We start from the raw sequence: 24,719 nt of genomic DNA, 5'->3' as shown, positions 1-24,719 counted from the left end.
TCCATGATTATAGGGATGATTTTGGATAGTAATTTTCCACCAGACCCTCGTGTGGAAAATGAAGCTATAGCCCTTATAAATGCAGGACATACCGTTTGTTTGTTTTGTCTAACCTATGGCGATGAACCTTTAGAAGAGTTAATCAATCAAATTAAGGTAAAAAGATACCGCTCAAATACTCTAGAATATAAATTATCGGCATTAGCTTATACGCTTCCGTTTTATTCAAAAATAATGCGCAAAAAAATTTGCCATTTTTTAATTAAAAATAGTGTTGAAGTAATTCATATTCATGATATTAGAATTGCAGAAGCTGCTTTTTTAGCAAACAAATCACTGCAGTTGCCTATTGTGTTAGATTTACATGAAAACAGACCTGAAATAATGAAAGCGTATGCGTATGTTAACCAATTTCCGGGTAGGTTTTTAATAAATCCGTTAAAATGGAAAGAAAAAGAAGCGTATTTTACAGCTAAAGCCTCTAAAGTTATTACCGTAACGGAAGCCGCTAAAAAAGAATTGTGCAATAGAACTCATATCGCACAAAGTAATGTAGTGGTGGTACCCAATACCATAAGAAAGTCATTTTATCAAGAAGCTGAAATTAATACTGCTATTATACAAAAATATGCATCTAATTTTGTATTACTATATATTGGAGATACAGGGTTGCGTAGAGGATTAGAAACCGTAATAACATCATTAAAAGAATTAAAAGAAAAAATTCCGAATATTTTGTTGGTTATTGTAGGTAAAAATAAGACTGCTGATACAATTTTACAAAATCTAACAATTCGCTTAGGGTTAGAAAATCAGGTAGATTTTCAAGGTTGGCAAGAACCTACCTTTTTGCGTCATATATACAAGCTAGTGATGTTTGTTTATCTCCCTTACACAGAAATTTACATCACGATACTACCTATGCCAATAAAATATTTCAGTATATGAGTTTCGGTAAACCCCTTTTGGTAAGCAATGCTGTTGCACAAGAAGAATTGGTTGTTAAAAATAAAGCAGGTTTAGTGCATAAAGACAGAGATTTAGCTGATTTTTGCGATAAAATTTTACAATTATATACCGATGAGAATTTAAGGAAAGAATTAGGAGAAAATGGTAAAAATTTTGTTAGAAATAATTTTACTTGGGAAAAAACAGCAAAAAATTTAATAGAATTATATAATACTTTGTCGGTTTGAAAGCGCTTATTATAACATATTATTGGCCACCAGCAGGAGGTTCAGGGGTGCAACGTTGGTTGAAATTTGTGAAATATTTACCTGAGTTTGGTGTTCAACCTATTGTATATGTGCCAGAAAATGCAAACTACCCAACTATTGATAAATCGTTATTAGCAGAAATGCCTAAAGAGGTAACGGTTTTAAAATCACCGATTAAAAATCCGCAAGATGTTATTTCATTTTTAAAAAAAAATACCCATAAAAAAGGAGTTGCTAATGTTAGTAAAGGTGGTTTTTTATCATGGGTTAGAGGGAATTTTTTTATTCCCGATGCTAAAAAATTTTGGATAAAACCATCTGTGAAATATTTAGAAAGGTATTTAAAAGAAAACCCAGTAGATGTTATTATTTCTACAGGGCCACCGCATAGCATACATTTAATTGCCAATAAAATTAAACAAAAAACAAATTTACGATGGATTGCCGATTTTCGTGACCCATGGAGTCAACTGTATTATAACGCTGATTTTAATCTAAGTTCTTATGCGAAAAAGAAAAACAAGCAACTAGAAACGATTGTTTTACAAAATGCTGATGCTGTTATAACAGTAAGCAAATCATTAAAAAAAGAATTTGAAAATATCGCTAAAAAAGTGTTTGTAATAACCAATGGTTATGATGATGAAGTTTTACTAGATGAAAAATTGCCGTTGACATCGAAATTTTCGTTAGCACATATTGGTTTGTTGCCTAAGCAAAGTAATCCGCGAGTTTTATGGAAAGTATTGCAAACAATTTCTAAAGAAAATAAAACATTTAAAAATGACTTGGAAATTAATTTGATAGGTAATGTAAATCAAGAAACTATTGAAGATATTAAATATTTTGAACTGTTTAATAACACCATTTTAAAAGGATATGTGCCCCACAAAACAGCTATTAAATTACAAAAAACAGCACAAATATTACTGTTGTTAATTCCAAAAACCGATAATTCTAAAGGAATTTTAACAGGTAAGTTATTTGAATATATTACCTCAAAAAGACCTATCTTAGCTCTTGGAGATAAACAAGGCGATGCGGCAACCCTTATACAAGAAACCGAAACAGGGGTTTTAGTTAATTTTGATGATGAACAGCAATTAAAGGCAATAATTTTGCAATGGTATAAAGCATATCAAGAGCAACGTTTGTCGGTAAAGCCTAAAAACATAGAACAATATCACCGAAAAAATTTAACACAACAACTTTCTGAATTGATAAAAATAATGTAAGCATTGGGAATTATATTTAAACAATCTTTTAAAAACACCTTAATAATTTATTTAGCCTTTATAATAGGTGGAATAAATACCATTGTTTTTTACCCTCGTTATTTAGGTTCAGAATACTACGGTTTAGTAACGTATTTGTTGTCATCATCGAATTTAATTATGCCGCTGGCAGCTTTTGGGGTACAGTATACTATTATTAAATTTTTTCCGTCTTATGAAACTAAAAACGAAAAAGATCGATTTTTATCGTCGGTTATTTTTTTGCCATTATTAGTAGCTTTACCTCTTGGTTTTTTTTGGGATTATGTGCACCAGTGGATTATGAGTCGAGTAACACCAGAAAATAAAGCTATAGAAAGTTATACCGTTTCAATTTATATTATTGCTGTGTCTTGTGCTTATTTTGAGTTGTTTTATTCTTGGGCCAAAGTACAGTTACAAACAGTTTTTGGTAATGTTTTAAAAGAATTATGGAATAGAGTTGTGGTAATGTTGTTGTTGTTAGCTGTATTTTTTAATTTAATTACCAAACCACAATTTATATATGTGTTAACAGGTACTTATATATTAAGAACTTTGATAATGATGGGCTATGCTTTTAGCATTTATTTACCCAGATTTAGCTTTAAGTTGCCCGATAATTTTTCTGAAGTTTTAAAATTTTCGTTTTATATAATTTTAGCAGGTAGTGCAGGGGCTATATTGTTAGATATTGATAAGATAATGATACCAGATAAAGAAACCATAAGTAAGGCAGCATATTATACTGTGGCTGTATTTATAGGTTCATTTGTTGAAGCTCCTAGTAGGGCTATGTCACAAATTTTACAGCCTTTAACTTCTAAAACATTGAATGAGAATAACCACGTAGAGGTAGAGAGTTTATATAAAAAGAGTTCTATTAATTTATTGGTAATAGGTGGTTTGTTTTTTTTGCTTGTTAATTGTGGTGTACACGAACTTTTTAAATTAATGCCAGAAAAAGGATATGCTGGTGGCGAATTAGTGGTTTTAATGATTTCTTTAGCAAAATTATATACTATGGTTTTAGGTAATAATGGCGCAATAATAAATAACTCTAAATTTTATAGGTTTGCTTTACCATTAAGTTTAGGCATGGCACTGATGGTTTATTTTTTAAATAAATTGTTTTATTTTAAATTAGAGTTAGGAACTAACGGGTTAGCTTTCGCAACATTACTTACTATTTTTATATTTAATACCATTAAAATATGGTTGGTAAAAGATAAGTTTTCAATTACACCTTTTACAAAAAAGTCATGGCAAATGTTAGCAATTATTGTAGCCTTATTTTTTGCTTTTTACTTTTGGAATTTTCCGTTTACATCAATAAAATTATTTAAAATACCTTTAGGGCCAGTATTTAATATTGCTTTAAAAAGTGTTTTAATTGTTGTTATTTATCTTTTTTTAATAGTAAAACTTAATATTTCTCAGCAAATTACTAACTTAGTAAAACGGTATATATAAAAAAACTCACTACGGATTAGCGAGTTTTTATATAGGCTTTATTTTTCGAGAATATTAAGTTTTATTGACTATAAAGTTCTTGTTAAATATCTAAACTATAAATACATAGATTGTGGTTGATTTTGAAGCCTAAAAACTACAATTTATTTTTAACAAGGTAGCTTTTCTATAGCTAAACTTAAGCTGTTGAGTACTTTTCTATTTTTTTCTAAATCATTTAAAATACTAACTTTTTCTTCAATTTTACTGTTTTCAGTAAATAAATCAGTGTAATAGTTAATACCTCTTTTTAAATTTTCAGTAAATGTTGAAAAATATTTTTTTTGTTTTTCTGAAATATTTTCTGAACTCTCATTTATCTTGTCTTTTAAATAGGTAATATAAATTTGTAGTTCTTTAACAAACATATTAGGTCTGTTGTTACTCGTCACTTTAACTTGTGGATTGTAAATAGTTTTTACAATTTCTTGAAGACTCATTTTTTTAGAAAAATAAGCAATATTAGGTCCTGGGCAAATTGATACTCCTTTTCCTTCTGTTTTTGTGTCAAGGTTGTGAGCAAGTAAAGCACTAGTACCTAGCCCTACACACGTACAGGCTTTTTCTACAATTTTAGCGTATGCCTTTTCAAAATTATTTTTAGTTAGATTTTTACTTTCTAATTCTTTAATTTTTAAGTGTTGGTATTGCCTTGAAGCTATACACATTCCTTTTTCTGCAAATTCTTTGTTTAAAGCAACAAATTTTTTAGGGCATGAACTACCAGGTCGGCCTTTTTTTATAAATGTTTCTTTTTCTAAATCTTTTGTATTGCCTTTTAAGCTATTGAAAGGAACTCCTAATGGAGATATATTACTTAAATATACATCTTCTTCTTTGGCCTTAACCAATTTGTCTAAGGTTTTGGTGTCTACAGTTGTTGCTTCGGGTACTAATAAAAAAGGAGAGCCCCAACCCACCGAATCAATATTGTAATGTGTTAATAAAAATTCGTGTTCTACAGCTGTACCTACACCTCCTTGCGCAGAAATTTTAAATGACATTTCTGTTTTTGGAACGTTATATTCTTTTCGTGCTAAAGCATCAAATAAAACCTTTTGAAGGCTTTGTTGTAATTCTTCTCTTTTCTCTTTAAATTCTTCTAAAACGGGGCCTAATAAATAACCGTCAGTAGCAAAAGCATGTCCTCCGCAATTTAAACCAGACTCTATTCGATATTCAGATACCCAAATACCTTTTTTTGCTAAAAATCTTCCTTGAATTAAAGCTGAACGGTAATCACTTACTTTTAAAACTACTTTCTTTTTAATAACACCTTTTTCATCGGGGTAAAAATCTTCGAACTGCTCTAAATACGAATATAAACGAGGGTTCATGCCTGCAGAAAATATTATAGATGAGTTTACATTGCTATTAGCGTAACCTCTTAATGCGGCATGAGCATCGTTATATTTAATGGGTAATTTTTCATCTTTAGTGTAGTTGTCTTTATCAACCTTTGTCATTATATTAACATCTATCGACCCCATTTTTAAATTTTCTCGCAACCACGTACTTACTTCATCAAAATCGTACTTTTTATGGGTTAGTTTTATAAACTCTTGTTTTAAAGCAGAGGTGTTAGAAATCATACTAAAAAAATCGCTAACCGATTCTTTTGTAGCGGTAGTTATATTTTTAAATTCTTCAAATTTATTTTCTGATATTTTTTTTATCAAGTTTAAATAAGACGTAATTCTTTGGGCTCTAAAATCTTCAGTTTTGTCTGTGATTTCTTCGTAAGGAAATTTAAATTTTGAGCAATACATTTTTCTCATTTTCTCTATTAAAATATCGTCTACTAAAGAAATAACAGAGTCAATTCCGTATTTAGAAACTTTAAGAGGAGAGTCTATCGTAAAACCTATTCCCATTACAGGGATGTGAAAAGTATGTGTATTATTCATTTGTTATCTACAAAAATAGGGGCGCAAGGTATAAATGGTTGGCGTTATTTTTTATGATATTTATCATGTTAATGATTTAGATCTAACCTATCTTTCACAAAAAAAAAGAGCTGAAAACAGCTGTAGTTTAATGAAAACTAAAATTTATTTTTTTAGATTTTCAGATATGTTCTCTAAAAGACTTAAAGTATTTGGGCCTTCCATAAATAATAAATCGAGTATAGATAAATTAGGAATAAAACCATGTTTGTCGTCAAACATTTGTACATATGGTTTCATTATGAGGGTTACGCCATTTTTAGCTATGGCTAAATTTCTATAATCGTTAATTGAAGGGGTAATTTCGTATTCAATAGTTTTGGTATAAGCTGATGAAATTTGCAGGGCATCCGTTAAAAATAAAAAAGTATCAATTGTTACATCGATTAAATAAGTATATTTTTTAGTGAAAATAGGAAGTAAATCATCTTCGTAAAACTCAAAAAAGGGCGAAGATCGATAGGCCGCTTGTAACGATTTTAAATGTTGACTTTGCCAATTAAAATTATTTTCAACTAAAGTATCTTTTGTTTTTTTTCTTTTTGTAGAAGCGGTGTGTTTTACGGGTATGTTTAGTAATTGTTTACCATTGGCGCCATATATATAACAGCGGTTTCTATAAGTTTGTTTTTGAAAGTTGTCTTCTACTTCAAAAGTAATTTTATCAGTATTTATAATAGTAGCATACTGTATAATAGGAGAGAAGTAGGTGGGTATAAATAAACTCATTTCTCTATAATAATGGTATAATTAAAATTATAAATCGTATTATTTATTTTTTCTTTTTGAAAAAACTATAAGCAAAATACACACCAATTACTACCATAACTACCCATAGGTACGAAACAGGTTTACCACTACCGCCAACGGTAGTAAACATTCTATTCCAACGGATTGATTTTATTTTAGCAGGTAAATTTAAAATAGATATACTAGGGTCCCAACTTAACCAAATCATAACAGGTTTACCCACCACATGATCAAAAGGTACATAGCCCCAATAGCGTGCATCTAATGAGTTTTGTCGGTTGTCTCCCATCATCCAATAATAATCTTGCTTAAACGTGTATGAATCAGCTTTTTTACCGTTGATATAAATATAATCGCCTTGAATTACTAAATTATTATTTTCGTAGTTTTTAATAATTTGTTCGTAAAACGGAATGGTTTTGGTGTTAAGTGCAACAGTGGCTCCTTTTTGAGGAATATAAATAGGGCCATAATTATCTGTCGACCATCGATATCGACTATCGTGAGGAAAAAGGTCTTCATGGTAATTACCAGCAGGCTCTATGTTCTTTGTAATGCTTTTTACAATTGGATTTTTAGCTATTAGAGCGGCCTCATCATCCGTTAAGTTTAAATCGTATTTATCTCCTTGAATACGCCCTTCACGTATATTATAGCGTTTAATTTCCTCTTGACTAAAGTGTTTTCCGTTAGTGTCAACAGTAAAGAACCATTGTGGTTTTGCTCGGTCTGGTAGTACTGTTTTTTTTCCGTTTATATATACGTAACCATCTTTTATGCTTAAGCTATCGCCTGGTATACCCACACAACGTTTTACATAATTTGTTTTTTTATCAATGGGCTTGTAGGTAAACTTACCCGAATGATCGCCCCACATAGTTGCTAAGGTATCTGCAGGCCAACTAAATACTACAATATCGTTGCGTTTTATTTTTTGAAAACTAGGCAATCGCATATAAGGTAATTGAGGGCGTTTTAAATACGATTTTGTTTTAACTATAGGCAAACTGTCATGTACCATTGGAGCGGCAAATACGGTCATGGGTACACGAGCCCCGTAATGAAATTTACTTACAAATAAATAATCACCTACCAATAACGTTTTTTCTAATGACGAGGTGGGTATGGTGTAAGGCTGCATAATGTAGGTATGCACTAATGTTGCGGCAATAATAGCAAAAGAAATAGAACTAACCCATTCGCCAAGTGCTGATTGAGGTTTTAAGCTACGGTTTTTTATATACTTGGCATCAGTAAAATAATTAATGTAATAGATATAAAAGCCTAAGGTTAGTAATACTAAAAAAGTATCTAATCGCTTATTAAAACCAAAACTACGACATGTTTCTATCCATATTATAGGAAACATTAATAAGTTTACTATAGGTATAAAAAGCAATATAATCCACCATTTTGGACGTTTAATAATATCTAACAATACTATTCCGTTATATATAGGAATAGCAGCTTCCCATGCTTTTTTACCTGCTTTTATATATAATTTCCAAGTTGCTAAAAAGTGAATGATTGTTATTGCTAAGAAAAATAAAAACCATTGGCTAAGTGTCATAATTTCTTTACTTTTTTTCCGTAAGGGCGGAAGTTAAAATATTTGCTTGTTTAAATGTTTTTTGCCACGTTGTTTAACGTATATTTAACACGTCTTTCATTGTATGCACCCCTTTCTTATCAACCAACCATTCGGCGGCAATTACGGCTCCTAGTGCAAACCCTTTTCTATTATGTGCTGTATGGGTAATATCAATAGTGTCTATATCAGAGCTATAAGTAATAGTATGCGTTCCAGGAACATCGTCGATTCGTTTTGCTATAATAGGTATTACTTCGTTAGTGGTACTTTTGTCGAGTTGCCATTCTTTTTTTTGTGAGTTTTCAATAATACCTTCTGCTAGGGTTATTGCTGTACCACTTGGCGCATCTAATTTTTTTGTATGGTGTATTTCTTCAATACTTACCTGATAATCATTTAAGGTGCTCATCATTTTAGCCAGTTGTTTGTTCAACTCAAAAAAAATGTTTACCCCTAAACTAAAATTAGAAGCGTAGATAAAAGCACCATTTTTTTGGGTACATAAATCAACTACTTTGTCATAGTTTTTTAACCATCCTGTAGTTCCTGAAACTACAGGTACATTATTTTCTATACAACTTGTAATATTACTGTACGCTATTGTTGGTATGCTAAAATCTATACCAATATCGGCAGTAGTAATGTCAAATTTTTCAACGCCAGAAAATTTTATTACTATTTCATGACCTCTTTGTAAAGCAATTTTTTCAATTTCTTTACCCATTTTTCCGTAACCTAATAAGGCAATTTTCATATTTAAAAAGAATATTTAAAAGAGAGTCCAACTTTGGGGGCTTCCACAAATATTGGATCTGGTGTTATTGTTGTGTTTATTGATAAATTATCGTTGGTGTCAAATTGTAATAAATGTGCATTTACACTTGCTTCAACAATTTGCAAAACATATAGTAGTGCTCCAACAAGTAATGATAAATCTTTATTTTTACGTAAAACTTTTTGTGCGTTTTCTAAACCAGCAGTAGATAGTAAAACCGTACCATCATCTAAAGTAAACTCGTCTTGTAAACCTTGTTTGCGTAGTTTAAAAGCTTTTCTATACCGGTCGTATGCATTGCTATTGTCTACGTAAAAATAAATACTAGTACCTATGGCTGCCCATACAATAGGAGCTTTCCAGTATTTTTTGTTATAAATTTGCCCTCCTCCAGGAAAAACGGCTGAGAAAAAAGCAGCTTTTGAAGGTGAAAGCGGATTATATCTACTACTTTTTATAAGTTGTTGTTTTGTTTTTATAACAGTAGAATCTTTTTGTGCCGTTACAGATATAGTAAAAAATACTATGCAGATTAACGTTATGAATTTACGAGTAAACAACTTATTTTAGTAAGTTTTTAATACGGTTAAAATCTTCTTCAGAATTAAACGGAATTGTTATTTTTCCTTTTCCTTTTTGATTTGCTAAAATAGTTATTTTATGCCCAAAAAAATGGTTTAACTCTTCTATGTTATCTTTAACAAATTTAGGCAGTTGTTTCTTTTTAGCCGTTTTTGTAAGGTTGCCCGATTTTAAGTTTTTTACTAATTCTTCGGTTTGACGCACCGATAGCTTATCGCGTAAAATTTTTTCGTAAATCGTTAGTTGATCTTGAGTGCTTTCTATATTAATTAAAGCTCTACCATGCCCCATAGAAATAAATCCGTCGCGCATACCTGTTTGTATAATGGGGTCTAATTTTAATAACCGTAAATAGTTAGCAACAGTTGATCGTTTTTTGCCTACCCGAACACTTAATTCTTCTTGTGTTAGATTAATTTCTTCAATTAAACGTTGGTATGATAACGCAACTTCAATAGGGTCTAAATTTTTACGTTGAATATTTTCTACCAATGCCATTTCTAGCATTTCTTGGTCGTTGGCAATTCTAATATAGGCAGGTATGGTTTTATTGCCAATTAGTTTAGAAGCTCTAAAACGTCGCTCACCTGATACTAATTGAAATTTTTCACCTGATAATTTTCGTACGGTAATGGGTTGAATAACTCCTAATTCTCGAATAGAACTGGCTAATTCACGTAAGGCTTCTTCATCAAAATAAGTTCGTGGTTGGTAGGGGTTTACTGCTATTAAATCTAAATCAATTTCAATAATATTACCAACTACTTTATCGGCATTTTTATCATTAGCAGAAGTAACTTCTACGGTTTCTTTTAATAAAGCAGATAATCCTCGTCCTAATGCTTGCTTCTTTGTTGCTTTTGCCATTTTATGCGTTTTTCTTTAAAAGTTCGTTCGCCAAATTTAAGTAATTTACAGCACCTTTACTAGTGGCGTCATAGGTTATAATGCTTTCACCATAACTAGGGGCTTCTCCCAAGCGTATATTTCGTCGAATAATAGTGTCAAAAACCATTGTGTTAAAATGTTTTCGAACTTCATCTACTACTTGATTAGAAAGTCGTAAACGGCTGTCGAACATAGTAAGTAGTAAGCCTTCAATATCTAAGTCGGGATTATGAATTTTTTGTACACTTTTAATGGTGTTTAACAACTTTCCTAATCCTTCTAATGCAAAATATTCGCATTGTATAGGAATAAGTACAGAGTCGGCAGCTACAAGTGAGTTTAAAGTAATTAATCCTAATGATGGGGCACAGTCTATTAAAATAAAATCGTACTCGCTTTTTAAATCAGCAATCGCTTTTTTTAACATGTACTCTCTATTTTCTTTGTCAACCAATTCTATTTCTATGGCTACTAAATCAATATGTGCGGGTATAATGTCTACATTTGGAGAGTTGGTACTTACAATAGCATCTTTAGCAGCAATAGAATGTTCAAAAACCTGATAGGTTCCTGTAGAAATTTCATCAATATTAAGTCCTAAGCCAGATGAAGCATTAGCTTGAGGGTCTGCATCAATTAATAACACTTTTTTTTCTAAAACCCCTAAAGAAGCAGCTAAATTAACCGTAGTAGTGGTTTTTCCTACGCCTCCTTTTTGGTTTGCTATGGCAATAACTTTACCCATGTATATAGTTTTATTTAGTAAAAAGTAAAATTACAATTATTTATGACTTTTTTTAGCGAAAGATGTTAACAAAAATCATAAAAAAAAGTATAATTTATTTAAACAATTTACTGTGATGATGTGGTATTGTTTTTTAGGGGAATATTTTTAAGAATTTCTTGTAAAAAAGCCCAAAATTTTTGGGTTGATGAAATTTGTGCACGTTCGTCAGGTGAGTGTGCTCCTTTAATATTAGGGCCAAATGAAACCATGTCGACATTTGGGTAATTTTGTTTTAAAATGCCACATTCTAAGCCAGCATGACAAGCAGCAACATGAGCTTTTTCGCCATTTAATTTTTCATATAAGTCTGAAATAATTTTTAAAATTTCTGAATTTATATTGGGTTGCCAACCAGGATATGAGCCTGAAAAAGTTACTTCGAAACCTGCTAATTCAAATACAGATCGTAATGAGTTTGCTAAATCTAATTTATTGGTTTCAGAAGATGAGCGTGTTAAGCAGTTTATTGTAATTGAGCCTTGTTTTGCAATTATACGAGCAATATTGTTAGATGTTTCTACTAAGCCTTTAATGTCGCTACTCATTTTATAAACACCGTTTAGAGCTGCGTAAATAGCTTTAATAAAACCTTCTTGTACACCTAAATCCATTACTTTTTTAGGGGTGTCAACTTCTTTTAGTTCAATAGAAAGTTCGGGCTCTAAGGTTAAAAACTCTTGTTTTATGTTGTTAATAAGTTCGTTTGTTTCAAATAAAAAAGACTCTTTCGAAATTTTATCAATCACTACAGTCGAAAAACTTTCACGAGGTATCGCATTGCGTAATCCGCCACCATTAATTTCACAGATTCGTAAACCAAAATGTTCGAAACCATTGTATAACAATCGATTCATAATTTTATTGGCGTTGCCTAATCCTTTATGAATATCCATGCCTGAGTGCCCTCCGTTAAGTCCAGTTACTGAAATTTCGTAAGCAATAGTGTTTTTGGGGGTTGTTTCTTCAGTGTAATTTCGCTCTGCTGTTATATCGATACCGCCTGCACAACCCATGCCAATTTCGTCATCTTCTTCGGTGTCTAAATTTAATAATATTTCGCCTTGTAATTCACCAGCTTTAAGTCCCATAGCACCAGTCATTCCTGTTTCTTCATCTATTGTAAATAGTGCTTCTATAGCAGGGTGAGCTATGTTGTTAGACGACAAAATCGCCATAATGGCAGCAACCCCTAATCCATTGTCAGCTCCTAATGTGGTTCCTTTTGCTTTTACCCAATCGCCATCGACATACATTTTTATACCCTCGGTATTAAAATCAAAATTGGTATCGGCATTTTTTTGATGTACCATATCTAAATGCCCTTGTAAAATAACTGTTTTTCTATTTTCCATGCCTGTAGAGGCTGGTTTTTGAATAATAACATTTCCTACAGTATCTACTTGGGTTTTTAAATTAAGGCTATTGCCAAAATCGACCATAAATTGAATAATTTTTTCTTCTTTTTTAGAGGCGCGAGGCACTGCATTTAGGTCAGTAAAATGATTCCAAATTACTTTAGGTTCAAGCTTGCGTATTGCAGAGTTCATTGTTGGTGTTTTAGGTTTTGGGGGCTAAGTTACGAGATTTCAATGACAATATCAGTAGTCTTTTTTCTAACCTTTTCTAAATCTTTCATATAACAATCATTTGCTCTAAAACCAACAGGTAATACTAAAACCGATTGTAGGTTGTGGGCGTCTAAGTTTAAAATTTTGTTATATTCTTCTGAAGAAAAGCCTTCGATAGGGCAGGCATCTATTTTTTCGATAGCACATACAGTTAATAAATTACCTAATGTTATGTAGGCTTGATTTTTGTTCCATTGAAACAATTCTTCTTGCGATTTTTTCGCGACCTCATCAATTAAAAAATCTTTAAACGGATTTAAAATCTCGTCAGGGGTGTTTCTAATTTCTTTTACTAAATTAAAATAATCTTCAACTGCTTTAGTGGTGAATTTTTTAGGAACACAAATTACGAATAAGTGTGAGGCTTGTGCTATTTGCTCTTGATTCCAAGAATGTTGAACTAATTTTTTTTGTAATTCTTTATTTTTGATAATAACCAGTTTTACGGGTTGTAACCCATAAGAAGTTGGTGTTAAATTAAAAGCCTTTTTAAGTAGGTTGATTTTTTCGTTTGAAAGTAATTTGGTTTCGTCGAATTTTTTAACAGCATATCGCCATTTTAAGCTATCAATACTATTCATTAACTGTAATTTTTTAAACAACAAAAGTAAGGTATTAAACAATAATAATAAATAATGGTTTTTTTGTAAATTGATAACCTAATGCATTAATATGAAAGAGGCGTTTTTACATTACATTTGGCAGTATAAATTGTTTTCAACTACCACTATAAAAACAATAGATAATAGAGAAATTAGGGTTTTAAATGCAGGGAGTTATAATCGTAATTCGGGACCTGATTTTTTAAATGCGAAGCTAAAAATTGAAGAACAAATTTGGTGTGGAAATATAGAAATTCATGTAAATACGTCTGATTGGTATTTGCACCAACATGAAAAAGATGTTAATTATGATGCGGTAATTTTACATGTGGTTTGGCAGCATGATGCAGTTGTATTTATGAAAAATAATAAACCATTGCCAACTTTAGTATTAAAAGATTGGGTTGATAAGAATATATTAAAAAACTACAAAAAATTATTTTCAAAACAACAACAACAATGGATTTCTTGTGAGCATCAAATTAAAACAATAGATTCTTTTTTAATCGAAAATTGGTTAGAGCGATTGTTTTTTGAACGCCTACAAAATAAAGCAACGGTAATAGAAGAATTGTTAATTAAATCGAAAGGAAATTACGAAGCGGTATTGTTTAAATTATTAGCTAAAAACTTTGGTTTAAAAGTTAACGCAGAGGCTTTTTTAGCAATGGCTGAATCATTTGATTTTTCGGTATTACAAAAAATACAGTATAATAAACAGTACATTTCTGCACTGTTGTTTGGACAAGCTGGATTTTTAGAGAAAGATAATGAAGAAGATTATTACAGAACTTTAAAAGAATTGTATGCTTTTTTAAAGCATAAATATCAATTAAAGCCTATAAAAAATCAGTTATTTCAGTTTTTTAGAATGCGACCAGCTAATTTTCCAACTATTCGAATAGCCCAATTAGCGGCGTTATATAGCCAACATAAAAGTTTATTTTCGATGCTTTTAGCGTGTAATACGATAAATGATTTTTATGCTATTTTTTCTGTAGAAGTAGATTTTTTTTGGAAAACACACTATACATTTGAAACAGTTTCTAAAAAATATCAAAAAAGAATTACTAAGTTGTTTGTAGACTTATTGTTGATTAATACAATTTTACCTTTAAAATTTCAATATCTAAAAGAAAGAGGGGCTTTACAAGAAGAAGTTTTTTTAAGTTTAATTAAGCAGATAACTGCCGAGAAAAACAGTATTATTTCAAGATTTTCAGCACTAAATATAACAGCAAACAATGCTTTAGAGAGTCAGGCATTGTTAGAGCTTAAAAATAAGTATTGCAAACCAAAACGTTGTTTAGAATGCGCTGTAGGGGTTGCTTTATTGAAAAATAATTAATATAAACTTTTGTATTTTTTAGGGTCTGCTTCGTGCATTATTTCATATATTTTTTCAAAAATATCTTCGGCTGAAGGTTTAGAAAAATAATCACCATCGGTACCGTATGCAGGTCTATGCGCTTTTGCAGTTAAGGTTTGAGGTTTGCTGTCTAAATATTGATAAGCGTCTTGAGTTTCTATAATTTCTTGTAATAAATAAGCAGAAGCACCTCCTGGAACATCTTCGTCTACAATTAATAAACGATTTGTTTTGGCAATAGATTTTACGGTGTCGTGATGAATATCAAAAGGCAATAAACTTTGCGCGTCTATTAATTCAACTTTAATACCAATTTGAGCTAAATCTTTTACTGCTTCTTCAACAATTTTTAATGTTGAGCCGTAAGAAAGTACCGTAATATCGGTTCCTTCTACAATAGTTTCTACAACTCCAATAGGCGTTTTAAAATCGCCCAAATTACTAGGTAGTTCTTCTTTTAAACGATATCCATTTAAACATTCTACTACTAAGCCAGGGTCGTCACCTTCTAATAAAGTGTTATAAAATCCAGCTGCTTTAGTCATATTTCTAGGCACTAATACATGTATGCCTCTAATGATATTAATAATGCTTCCCATAGGTGATCCAGCATGCCAAATTCCTTCTAACCGATGTCCTCTTGTTCTAATAATTAATGGTGCTTTTTGCTTGCCAACAGTGCGGTACTGCAAGGTTGCTAAATCATCACTTAAAATTTGAAGAGCGTAGAGTATATAATCTAAATATTGAATTTCAGCAATGGGGCGTAAGCCGCGTAAAGCCATACCTATTCCTTGCCCTATAATAGTAGCTTCTCGAATACCTGTGTCAGAAACTCTAAGGTTTCCAAATTTATGTTGTAAGCCTTCTAACCCTTGGTTTACATCGCCAATATATCCAGCATCTTCTCCAAAAATGATAACTTTAGGATGTTTTTTTAAAATAGCTTCAAAATTGTCGCGCATGATAATACGAGCATCTACTATTTTTTTCTCATCACCGTAGGTAGGAGCTACTTCAGTAATATTAAGGGGAGAAAATTTGCTTTCACTTATTAAATGTGAATTGTATTTTTGACTTTCGTTTTTTAAATAATTTTGAATAAACGATTGAAGTTCTTTTTTTTCTGAAAATTCTTCGTCTTTTATATAACGTAGTGCTTTACGTACCGCTACTAATATATCTTTTCTAACGGGTTCTTTAATTTCTTGTAAATCGTTTTTACATTTGGTAATAAAGTTGCCATTAGTGCTTTTTTTAGCTACTTTTTCTAATAGCGTTATTGCTATATCTGCATCAGCTTTAACCTCACTAATAAAGGCGTTCCAAGCTGTTTTTTTTGCATTAATTACTTCTTTTTTAGCTTCTTTTTCAATCTGGATAATTTCTTCTTCTGAGTTAATGAATTTTAAGCTGTTTCCATTTTCATCTTGCAATTCAAAGTCTAAAATCCATTGACGCATTTTTTGTATGCAATCGTGTTCTTTTTCCCATTGTAATCGCTCTTTGCTTTTATATCTTTCGTGTGATCCAGAGGTAGAATGTCCTTGAGGTTGGGTTAATTCTTTAACGTGAATAATTACGGGGATATGTTCAGTTCTTGCAATTTTAGCGGCTTTGTTATATACATCTATGAGTTGTACGTAATCCCAACCATTTACTACAAATATTTCGTATCCATTGGTGTTTTTTTCTCGCTGAAAACCTTTTAAAATTTCAGAAATATTTTCTTTTGTGGTTTGATGTTTGGCGTGTACTGAAATACCATATTCATCGTCCCAAATACTGGTTATCATGGGTACTTGTAGTACCCCGCCAGCATTTATGGTTTCGAAAAATAAGCCTTCGCTAGTGCTAGCATTTCCAATGGTACCCCAAGCAACTTCGTTTCCATTAATAGAAAACTGGGTTTCACTTTTTAGTTCTTCTAGGTTTCGATATACTTTTGAAGCGTGTGCTAACCCTAATAAACGAGGCATTTGAGCTGCGGTAGGAGAAATATCGGTTGATGAATTTTTTTGTTGAGTTAAGTTTTTCCAGCTTCCATCTGGGTTTAAAGAGTGGGTTGTAAAATGCCCTCCCATTTGTCGACCTGCCGACATGGGTTCAATCGTAATATCAGGGTGTGCATATAAACCTGCAAAAAACTGTTGGGCTGTTAGCTCGCCAATAGCCATCATAAAGGTTTGATCTCGGTAATAGCCTGACCTAAAATCGCCATTTTTAAAGGCTTTAGCCATTGCCAATTGAGGTACTTCTTTACCATCACCAAAAATTCCAAATTTTGCTTTTCCAGTTAATACTTCTCGTCTACCTAATAAACTGCATTCGCGACTTATACGAGCAATTTTATAATCGTGTAATACTTCGTTTTTAAAGTCGTTAAAAGAAAGTTTGGGTTGAGTAGCAGTAAGTTCTTCGTGTAGCATAATAAAAAACGATTGTAACCTTTTGACAAAGGTAGTGCTTTTTAATTGAAATTAAAAAAAGGTTCGTTTTATTGTTAATATCGTAATTATTAGAGATAAAAATGATTTTTTTTGTATTATTTAAAATAATCCTCTGCGAATATAGTTGTATATTCTGCCTACATCTGTAGTAATAATAAATTTTATTTTAGAGAAATAGTTGTTGTTAAACTCAAAACCATTATTGGTGTATATAGGAAGGTAAAATTCGAAAGCTTGAGGTATAAAATTTAAACGAATACCATTTTCGTAAAAAAAGTGAGGATTTTCATTATGGTTTTTTAGCATTGCACCATCGTTGTAAAACTCTACCCATTTCCAAATACCGATACTGGTATTAACTGAAAGTATTGTTTCGTTAGCGAAAGAGTTTTTAAAGTTAGATTTAAAACCACCATCAGCAATTACATATTGTTGACTAAATAAGCCAGAATTTTCTGATCTTCCGAACAGGTTTTGTTCGAATAAATAATCAGAACCTCTATTTAATCCAAAACTAAAGTAATTGCTTTTAGACTTGTTGTTTATAAAGAAGCCGCCAAATAGGCGTATTGAAAATCGTTTATTGGGTGTTATTCGTTTTAAGTATCGAATATCGGTAGAAAACTTAGTAAAACTGTTGCCAAATTCAGTATTGATAGCATACTTTAAACCACGAATAACTCCCGGATTACTATAGGTGTATCTAAAATTTAATATGTTATATTTATCGTGATCAGTAGCCGTTACGCTATCGTTTACTTCTTTGTTGATAAAAACTAAACGAGATGTGAGGTATTTTTTATCTAAATCTCGTAGTGACTTTCTATTAAATTCAATCGTAACCGATGGTATAAAAGAGGTGTATCCTAAATTAGGTGCATAATGATAATAGTTGCCGCCGATACTATAATCTATTTTGTATATATTAGAATTTATATATTGGTTATAGGTAAACAAGTAACTTCCAGTAACTTGTTTACTTTTAAAGCTGTAATTTGGGGTTATACTGTATTTAAAATTACGAGCTAAAATAGGCTGATTATTAAAATTAACGCCTAATATAATACCGTCGTATAAATTATACCCAACAACAGGTTTGTAAAAAACTTGAGAATAATAAGGGTCTTGAATGTCTTTATAAAGCCTTAGTTGTAATGGTTTGTTAATTAGTTTATTATCTATTTTTTTATAATTATTTAATAAGTTGTATTCAGGATATAGGCGTTCGTAATTTATAGCAACCCTATCAAAGTCGCCACGAGGTATTTTAATGGTTTTTGTAGAGTCTATTCTGTCAATCCATTTTTTGAATTTTATTTTTTTATCTTTTACTCCATATAGACCAATAGGGGCTATTGTTTTCTTTTTGTTTTTTATAGTAACTTCAATAGAGTCTTTATTACGAGTAATTTTTGTTATTTTATAATCGAGTTTTTTATTGGTGTCGATATAATTGGTTTTAAACCATGTTAAATTTTTATCGGTATTTTTGTTAAGCGTATTTAAAAATTGTTTGCTATCGGTTAATTTTAATTTGTTTTTATAATAAAAAGATTTGAATGTTTTTTTTAATGCATCTTCACCGATATAATCTTGTAGGTATTTAAACCCTAACCCAGCTTTGTATTTACTTACTATTTTTCTATTAAAGTTAGAGAGAGAGTCTGCTGGTGTAGTAAGCGATTGATCGTAAAAATTTCGACTACTAAATAAGTATACAAAAGGGTATTTGTCGTTTTGTTTTAATTTGGCAATGGTGTAGCCTTTTATAGGCCAGTAGTTAGAGTATTTGCCCAAAATAGTTAAATCGGGGTAATATTTATTTACATATTCTATCATTAAAAAAGTTAATATTCCATCGTTTAACCAATAATCAGTTCTTTTGTTTACCAATAGCGCATCATCTATGTATTTAATAAGCATTGCTTTGAAAAAACTCATTTCCCAACGAAAATTTTCAGGAAAAGGTTTTAGCCATTTAGGTAGGCTATAGATATTATGTAATAAATTTTTTTCAACAGAATTACGATCTATAAATAATTGTTTATATGGATATCTGCCTAGATAATCTTGAATAAAATCAACTTCTTTTTTTATAATTTCGGTGGTTTTTTGATAATCTATCTTGGTATCGAAAAAATCAGTTTTTATTTCGATGTTTTTGGTTTTGAATGATTTATATTTTTTTAAAGTATCTAGGTCTATAATAATATCTTTTTGTTTTTTGCCTAATAAATAAAAATGCTTGGTGTTGTTTTCTTCAGTAACATATTTATATAAATTACTTTCTAAATAATATTTTTTTGGTGTGTTAATTTGTATTGTAAAATCGGCAATGTTAGCATATAAATCGTCCATGTTTAGGTTGCTCATTAATTGCCATTCGTTTTTATATACGGCGGGGGTTAAATACCAATAACGTAGGTGATAACCTGTTTTTGTTTTGCCAAAACCCGTAAAACTTGCTGATGGTACTTTGACGGTGTATACAGCCGAAATAGTAATGTGGTCGTTTGGGTTTAATGGTTGAGAAAGCTTAATTTCAATTATGTCGGGATGGTTTTTTACTATTTTGTAAGTTGTAAAACTATCATTAACTGTTATCTGATTTATTTTTGAAAAGCCTTTATTTTTTTGCTTTGAAAAATAAAAATCGCTACGGTAATCTTCTATAAAACGTTTTGCTAACGGAGTTTCATTGTTAGAAAAGCTATTTGCCCAGTTGTGTAAAAAAATACGATTAAGTATTGTGTCAGATGAATTATGGAAAACAATTTTCTGCTCAATTTTTAATTCTTTTTTATTGTCGTTTAATAGGGCATTTATATTTATGGAGTTGGTTTGTGCGGTAATAAAATTGCCACACACGATAATAAAAAAGGTTGTTATGAATAGTTTGTAATTCAAAATTAAAAATAAAAGAAACGAGCTAAAATAATGTTATTCTATACAAATTGAATGTTTTTTTAAGTTAGTTTTTTTTATTTGTGAGTTGTAGTGTGTTGTTGTTTTAAAAATTATGCCGTATTTTATATTTAGCATAAAACTTATTAAAATGTTCAACAGCTTCATCGGCAGTGTCTACCAGTCTAAATAAATTTAAATCTTCGGGGCTGATATTGCTTTCTTCTAGTAAGGTGTCTTTAACCCAAGAGATTAGTCCACTCCAAAATTTTGTACCAACTAACACGATAGGAAATCTTCCGATTTTTTTAGTTTGAATTAAGGTAATGGCCTCAAAAAGTTCATCCATTGTGCCAAAACCACCGGGCATTACTACAAACCCTTGCGAATATTTTACAAACATTACTTTACGAACAAAAAAGTAATCGAAGTCTAAACTTTTTCCACTGTCTATCCACGGATTGTCGTGTTGTTCAAATGGTAAATCTATATTTAAGCCTACAGATATTCCTTTACCTCTATTGGCTCCTTTATTGCCAGCTTCCATAATTCCAGGGCCGCCACCAGTAATAATTCCAAAACCGTTTTGAGTAAGTTTATAGGCAATTTCTTCTGCTAGTTTATAATAAGGATGGTCGGGTTTTGTACGAGCAGAACCAAAAATAGAAACACAGGGGCCTATTTTACTTAGACGTTCGTAACCCTCTACAAACTCTGCCATAATTTTAAATATAGCCCAACTATCATTTGTTTTTACTTCATTCCAAGTTTTTTGTTGTAGTTTTTCCCGTATTTTTCTGTCGTCGCTTGTCATCTAATTATTTTGTATTAAAGCTAAAAAAGTTGAATTTGTTTAAGAAGTTCTGTGTTATCTCTTTGATTTATAAATAAAGACGATTGTAATGTTTTAAAATATATAGAAACAACAAACTTTTGTAGAAAGGTTAAAAACCGCTACAAAAGTTTGTGTTAAAAAAAATAGATTTTAGTATTCGAGGTAATTGATATTTTTTAAATATCATCGAATGACACATTGGTAAAGTTTTCAGTTGCTGATTCTGTTGTTTGTTCAACCTCGTCTTCTTTTACCTCTTTTTTATAATCTTTTTGGTGGCGTTCACTAATTACTTCGCTTCCTTTTTCGTTTACAATAAAATCGGTTGCTTTAGTAAGCATTTCTTGAAAATCAGAAAAATCTTCTTTGTAAAGATAAATTTTATGTTTTTGATAGTGAAACGAACCATCGTCGTGTGTAAACTTTTTACTTTCGGTTACGGTTAAGTAATAGTCGTTAGCTTTAGTAGATCTTACGTCAAAAAAATAGGTTCTTCTACCAGCTCTTAATACTTGCGAAAAAATTTCTTCTTGTTCAACTCTCTCGTTCATAATTTCTAAATATAGTTGTTGTTGATATAAAATTGTCAGACAAATCTAACAAAATATTTTACTTGTCATAGTTAAAGATTAAATTTCTTTTTCTAAAAGTTGTTGTTGGTATAAATTTTTATAATATCCGTTTTGTGTTATTAGTTGATTATGAGTGCCTTGTTGTATTATCTTGCCTTTGTCTAGAATGATGATTTTATCAGCATTTTTTGCCGAAGAAATTCGGTGACTAATAATAAAAGTAGTTTTGTTTTTAGATACTTTTTTTAAGTTGGTTAGTATTTGTTCTTCGGTTTCTGTATCTACTGCAGAAAGGCAATCGTCAAAAATTAATATTTTAGGATCTTTTATAATGGCTCTAGCTATTGATATACGTTGTTTTTGTCCGCCAGAGAGTGTAATTCCTCTTTCTCCTAAAACGGTCTCATACTGGTTGTTAAATTGCATGATATTTTTGTGAACAGCGGCATTTTTTGCAGCAGTAATAATTTCTTGCTCAGTAGCATTATTTTTACCGAATTTTATATTGTTTTTAATGGTATCGGAAAATAAAAATGGATTTTGAGGTACAAAACCAATTTGTTTGCGGATATCATTTAAGTTACAATCTTTCAAAGGTGTTTCATCTATAAAAATGGTTCCGTCTGTAGGGTCGTAGAGTCGAACAATTAAATTTACAATTGATGATTTTCCAGAGCCCGTGCTTCCTAAAATAGCTAATACTTCTCCAGCATTTACAGTGAAATTAATATTTTTTAAAGCGGTAATACCTGTGTCGCTATAGGTTAGAGAAACATTTTTAAAAGTTACTTTGCCTTTGATGTTTGTGTGTTGATTTGTTGTGTTTTTAATTTCGGGCTCTTGTTTTAAAAACTCGTTAATTCGTTGTTGTGAGGCTTCTGCCTGTTGAATCATAGAGGTAACCCAGCCAATAATAGCTACTGGCCATGTTAAAATATTTATGTACAAAAGAAATTCAACAATTACACTCATTTGAATTTCTCCGTTTATATATTGTCGCCCACCGATGTAAACAACCAATAAATTGCTAATGCCTATAAGTAGAATCATTAACGGAAAAAATAAAGCCTGCACTTTATATAGGTCTATATTTTTTTCTTTACTTTCACTAGCAAGTTCTTCAAAATTTTCGATTACAACTTTTTCTATTCCATATGATTTAACCACATTTATTCCAGAAAAAAACTCTTGATTATAAGTGGTTAATTTTGATAAGTATTGCTGTACAATGGTGCTACGCTTATTAATAATTTTACTTACTACAAAAATAGAAATTGATAAAATTGGAAAAGGGAGTAAGGTATATAAGGTTAACTGTAAGTTTATACTAATCATTTTATAAAAGCCTATGGCAAATAAAATAATCATGTTGGTAGTGTACATTAGTGCGGGACCAAAATACATTCGTACTTTAGAAACATCTTCACTAATTCTATTCATTAAATCGCCTGTTCTATTTTTTTTATAAAAGTTAGTAGACAATCGTTGGTATTGCTCGTAAATTTCGTTTTTTAAATCAAATACAATAAAATGAGATGTAACAATTAGGGTTTGTCGCATTAAAAAAGTTAAAAAACCAGCTAAAATGGCTGCACCAATAATTAATAAAATATTGATAATGAGCTGGTGTTTTACTGCAGCTATGTCGGTTACTGTGCCATTTAAATAATCTTCAATAACATCAAAAGAATTACCAATAAAATCAGGCACTTTTAAAATAAAAAATTTAGAAATAATAGTTATTACTATACCAATAAGTAACCGCCATTTATATTTTACAAAATATTTATTTAAGTATTGTAGGGCTCTCATTAACTAAATTTAAGGCTATAAACAAATTTGTATTTATATGGCGAAGATACAGGTTTAAAGTAATATAGCGCTAGTTGCATTAGTAAATTACTGTGCTGAGATATGTGAATAAAAACCGATAAATATTATAGGTGAAGTAAAAAAGCAAAATAGAATATAAAATAATAATAAATAGTTTTATTTTTGCAGCATAATGTTAAACATTAATAAGAAGGAGCTTTTATACGTTCTTTAAAATATGATTAATCGAAGACACATACGAGTAAAGGTAATGCAATCGCTATATGCGATGCAACAATCGAAAAATTACGACATTGTAAAGCAAGAAAAATTTTTGAAATTTAGTATTCAAAAATTATTCGATTTATATGTCTTAAACTTGCAGTTATTAGTGGAGGTTCAAAAATTGGCTCACAAAAAAATAGAATTATCTAAAAAGAAAATACTTGCCACTAAAGAAGATTTGAATCCTAATACAAAATTTATTGACAATCAATTAATTAATTTAATTGCAGAAAGTGAGTCGCTAGCAAATTATGTAGCAGATAATAAGCTGAATAATTGGCAATTAGATGATGAGTATGTTAAAATTATTTGGGATAAGCTTCAACAAAGTAATTTATATAAAAAATACATAAATACTTCTGAAAACTCATATGCTATTGATCAGAATTTTGCAATCGATTTTTTTAAAGAAATTGTAGCACCAAACCAAAAATTAGCAGAATACTACGAAGATAAAATGATTACTTGGGTTGATGACATTCCTTTTGTAAATACTTGGATTGCAAAAACGTTAACCAAACAAAAATCTGGACGTTCTTTTTTATTAGGAAACTTATATAAAGATAATGATGATAAAGAATTTGTAGTAAGCTTACTTAAAAAAACGATACTACACCAACATAGTTACGAAGACGATATTAAAGAAAAAACGCCTAATTGGGAAGCAGATAGAATTGCTGATGTAGACATGATTTTGATTAAAATGGGACTTACCGAGTTTTTGCATTTTCCTTCAATTCCAACGAAAGTAACTATAAACGAGTATATTGAATTAGCAAAAGATTACTCAACACAAAAAAGCGGTTACTTTGTTAATGGTATATTAGATAAAATTTTAAAAGATTACATCACCGCTAAAAAGATGACCAAGCTAGGAAGAGGATTATTATAATAATATTTGTAGTTTTGTAATCTCTTTCAATAAAAAAATAAACAAATTAAATAATAAATAAATAAAAAA

18 protein-coding genes and 1 pseudogene are annotated in these 24,719 nt (G+C 30.6%); 5 read left to right on the top strand and 14 right to left on the bottom strand.

What is annotated here, in order from left to right; genetic code table 11:
* Positions 1 to 3 precede the first annotated feature (3 nt).
* From AB2B44_RS00385 to AB2B44_RS00375, 3 genes and pseudogenes are all read left to right on the top strand, one after another.
* Positions 4 to 1,164: pseudogene (locus tag AB2B44_RS00385) on the top strand (glycosyltransferase); the annotation flags it as partial.
* Between the two features lie 28 nt (positions 1,165 to 1,192).
* On the top strand, positions 1,193 to 2,452 hold the full coding sequence (locus AB2B44_RS00380; protein WP_369047576.1) for a glycosyltransferase family 4 protein: 1,260 nt from the start codon (positions 1,193 to 1,195) through the stop codon (positions 2,450 to 2,452).
* A 3-nt stretch (positions 2,453 to 2,455) separates the two neighbouring features.
* Positions 2,456 to 3,943, top strand: coding sequence for a lipopolysaccharide biosynthesis protein (locus tag AB2B44_RS00375; RefSeq protein ID WP_369047575.1), 1,488 nt, complete (start codon positions 2,456 to 2,458; stop codon positions 3,941 to 3,943).
* Positions 3,944 to 4,092: 149 nt separating this feature from the next.
* On the opposite strand, the gene AB2B44_RS00370 is transcribed toward AB2B44_RS00375, so the two are convergent.
* The 9 genes from AB2B44_RS00370 to AB2B44_RS00330 form a co-directional block, all read right to left on the bottom strand.
* A complete protein-coding gene (locus AB2B44_RS00370; RefSeq protein WP_369047574.1) occupies positions 4,093 to 5,889 on the bottom strand; it encodes a hypothetical protein in 1,797 nt (598 codons plus the stop codon).
* A 144-nt stretch (positions 5,890 to 6,033) separates the two neighbouring features.
* Positions 6,034 to 6,657, bottom strand: coding sequence for a WbqC family protein (locus tag AB2B44_RS00365; RefSeq protein WP_369047573.1), 624 nt, complete (start codon positions 6,655 to 6,657; stop codon positions 6,034 to 6,036).
* Between the two features lie 43 nt (positions 6,658 to 6,700).
* The gene (gene lepB, locus AB2B44_RS00360; protein WP_369047572.1) at positions 6,701 to 8,248 is read right to left on the bottom strand and encodes a signal peptidase I; all 1,548 of its coding nucleotides are present in this window, start codon (positions 8,246 to 8,248) and stop codon (positions 6,701 to 6,703) included.
* 73 nt (positions 8,249 to 8,321) lie between these two features.
* Positions 8,322 to 9,023 (bottom strand): 4-hydroxy-tetrahydrodipicolinate reductase, encoded by a 702-nt coding sequence (gene dapB / locus AB2B44_RS00355; protein ID WP_369047571.1) that lies wholly within the window; start codon positions 9,021 to 9,023, stop codon positions 8,322 to 8,324.
* Positions 9,024 to 9,025: 2 nt separating this feature from the next.
* Positions 9,026 to 9,604 carry a DUF5683 domain-containing protein gene (locus AB2B44_RS00350; RefSeq protein WP_369047570.1) on the bottom strand — a complete coding sequence of 193 codons (579 nt, stop codon included), beginning with the start codon at positions 9,602 to 9,604 and terminating at the stop codon, positions 9,026 to 9,028.
* Position 9,605: 1 nt separating this feature from the next.
* Positions 9,606 to 10,493, bottom strand: a complete 888-nt coding sequence (locus AB2B44_RS00345; protein WP_369047569.1) for a ParB/RepB/Spo0J family partition protein — start codon at positions 10,491 to 10,493, stop codon at positions 9,606 to 9,608.
* A gap of 1 nt (position 10,494) precedes the next feature.
* Positions 10,495 to 11,259, bottom strand: a complete 765-nt coding sequence (locus AB2B44_RS00340; protein WP_369047568.1) for a ParA family protein — start codon at positions 11,257 to 11,259, stop codon at positions 10,495 to 10,497.
* 107 nt (positions 11,260 to 11,366) lie between these two features.
* Complete coding sequence (locus AB2B44_RS00335; RefSeq protein ID WP_369047567.1) at positions 11,367 to 12,848, bottom strand: aminoacyl-histidine dipeptidase; 1,482 nt, start codon at positions 12,846 to 12,848, stop codon at positions 11,367 to 11,369.
* A 29-nt stretch (positions 12,849 to 12,877) separates the two neighbouring features.
* Positions 12,878 to 13,510 carry an NAD(P)H-dependent oxidoreductase gene (locus AB2B44_RS00330; RefSeq protein ID WP_369047566.1) on the bottom strand — a complete coding sequence of 211 codons (633 nt, stop codon included), beginning with the start codon at positions 13,508 to 13,510 and terminating at the stop codon, positions 12,878 to 12,880.
* A 91-nt stretch (positions 13,511 to 13,601) separates the two neighbouring features.
* Between AB2B44_RS00330 and AB2B44_RS00325 the strand changes: the two genes are divergently transcribed.
* A complete protein-coding gene (locus AB2B44_RS00325) occupies positions 13,602 to 14,879 on the top strand; it encodes a DUF2851 family protein (RefSeq protein WP_369047565.1) in 1,278 nt (425 codons plus the stop codon).
* Here AB2B44_RS00325 and AB2B44_RS00320 read toward each other — a convergent pair.
* The 5 genes from AB2B44_RS00320 to AB2B44_RS00300 all read right to left on the bottom strand — a co-directional run bounded on the left by AB2B44_RS00320 (position 14,876) and on the right by AB2B44_RS00300 (position 23,473).
* Positions 14,876 to 17,329, bottom strand: coding sequence for a thiamine pyrophosphate-dependent enzyme (locus tag AB2B44_RS00320; protein ID WP_369047564.1), 2,454 nt, complete (start codon positions 17,327 to 17,329; stop codon positions 14,876 to 14,878). The genes AB2B44_RS00325 and AB2B44_RS00320 overlap by 4 nt on opposite strands.
* A 120-nt stretch (positions 17,330 to 17,449) precedes the next feature.
* On the bottom strand, positions 17,450 to 20,257 hold the full coding sequence (locus tag AB2B44_RS00315; RefSeq protein WP_369047563.1) for an aminopeptidase: 2,808 nt from the start codon (positions 20,255 to 20,257) through the stop codon (positions 17,450 to 17,452).
* A 103-nt stretch (positions 20,258 to 20,360) separates the two neighbouring features.
* The gene (locus AB2B44_RS00310) at positions 20,361 to 21,068 is read right to left on the bottom strand and encodes a TIGR00730 family Rossman fold protein (protein ID WP_369047562.1); all 708 of its coding nucleotides are present in this window, start codon (positions 21,066 to 21,068) and stop codon (positions 20,361 to 20,363) included.
* Between the two features lie 197 nt (positions 21,069 to 21,265).
* A complete protein-coding gene (locus AB2B44_RS00305; protein ID WP_369047561.1) occupies positions 21,266 to 21,640 on the bottom strand; it encodes a PUR family DNA/RNA-binding protein in 375 nt (124 codons plus the stop codon).
* A 78-nt stretch (positions 21,641 to 21,718) separates the two neighbouring features.
* The gene (locus AB2B44_RS00300) at positions 21,719 to 23,473 is read right to left on the bottom strand and encodes an ABC transporter ATP-binding protein (protein ID WP_369047560.1); all 1,755 of its coding nucleotides are present in this window, start codon (positions 23,471 to 23,473) and stop codon (positions 21,719 to 21,721) included.
* 238 nt (positions 23,474 to 23,711) lie between these two features.
* Between AB2B44_RS00300 and nusB the strand changes: the two genes are divergently transcribed.
* A complete protein-coding gene (nusB, locus tag AB2B44_RS00295; RefSeq protein WP_369047559.1) occupies positions 23,712 to 24,650 on the top strand; it encodes a transcription antitermination factor NusB in 939 nt (312 codons plus the stop codon).
* The last annotated feature ends 69 nt before the right edge of the window (positions 24,651 to 24,719 follow it).

The sequence above is a fragment of the Tenacibaculum sp. UWU-22 genome, from assembly GCF_041021355.1.
Lineage (GTDB): Bacteria > Bacteroidota > Bacteroidia > Flavobacteriales > Flavobacteriaceae > Polaribacter.
This window is presented reverse-complemented; position numbering and strand designations above follow the sequence as displayed.

Coding starts and splice junctions, on each gene's coding strand:
- AB2B44_RS00370 (WP_369047574.1), bottom strand. CDS start 5,889: ATGAATAATACACATACTTTTCACATCCCTGTAATGGGAATAGGTTTT.
- AB2B44_RS00365 (WP_369047573.1), bottom strand. CDS start 6,657: ATGAGTTTATTTATACCCACCTACTTCTCTCCTATTATACAGTATGCT.
- lepB (WP_369047572.1), bottom strand. CDS start 8,248: ATGACACTTAGCCAATGGTTTTTATTTTTCTTAGCAATAACAATCATT.
- dapB (WP_369047571.1), bottom strand. CDS start 9,023: ATGAAAATTGCCTTATTAGGTTACGGAAAAATGGGTAAAGAAATTGAA.
- AB2B44_RS00345 (WP_369047569.1), bottom strand. CDS start 10,493: ATGGCAAAAGCAACAAAGAAGCAAGCATTAGGACGAGGATTATCTGCT.
- AB2B44_RS00340 (WP_369047568.1), bottom strand. CDS start 11,259: ATGGGTAAAGTTATTGCCATAGCAAACCAAAAAGGAGGCGTAGGAAAA.
- AB2B44_RS00335 (WP_369047567.1), bottom strand. CDS start 12,848: ATGAACTCTGCAATACGCAAGCTTGAACCTAAAGTAATTTGGAATCAT.
- AB2B44_RS00330 (WP_369047566.1), bottom strand. CDS start 13,510: ATGAATAGTATTGATAGCTTAAAATGGCGATATGCTGTTAAAAAATTC.
- AB2B44_RS00325 (WP_369047565.1), top strand. CDS start 13,602: ATGAAAGAGGCGTTTTTACATTACATTTGGCAGTATAAATTGTTTTCA.
- AB2B44_RS00320 (WP_369047564.1), bottom strand. CDS start 17,329: ATGCTACACGAAGAACTTACTGCTACTCAACCCAAACTTTCTTTTAAC.
- AB2B44_RS00310 (WP_369047562.1), bottom strand. CDS start 21,068: ATGACAAGCGACGACAGAAAAATACGGGAAAAACTACAACAAAAAACT.
- AB2B44_RS00305 (WP_369047561.1), bottom strand. CDS start 21,640: ATGAACGAGAGAGTTGAACAAGAAGAAATTTTTTCGCAAGTATTAAGA.
- AB2B44_RS00300 (WP_369047560.1), bottom strand. CDS start 23,473: ATGAGAGCCCTACAATACTTAAATAAATATTTTGTAAAATATAAATGG.
- nusB (WP_369047559.1), top strand. CDS start 23,712: ATGATTAATCGAAGACACATACGAGTAAAGGTAATGCAATCGCTATAT.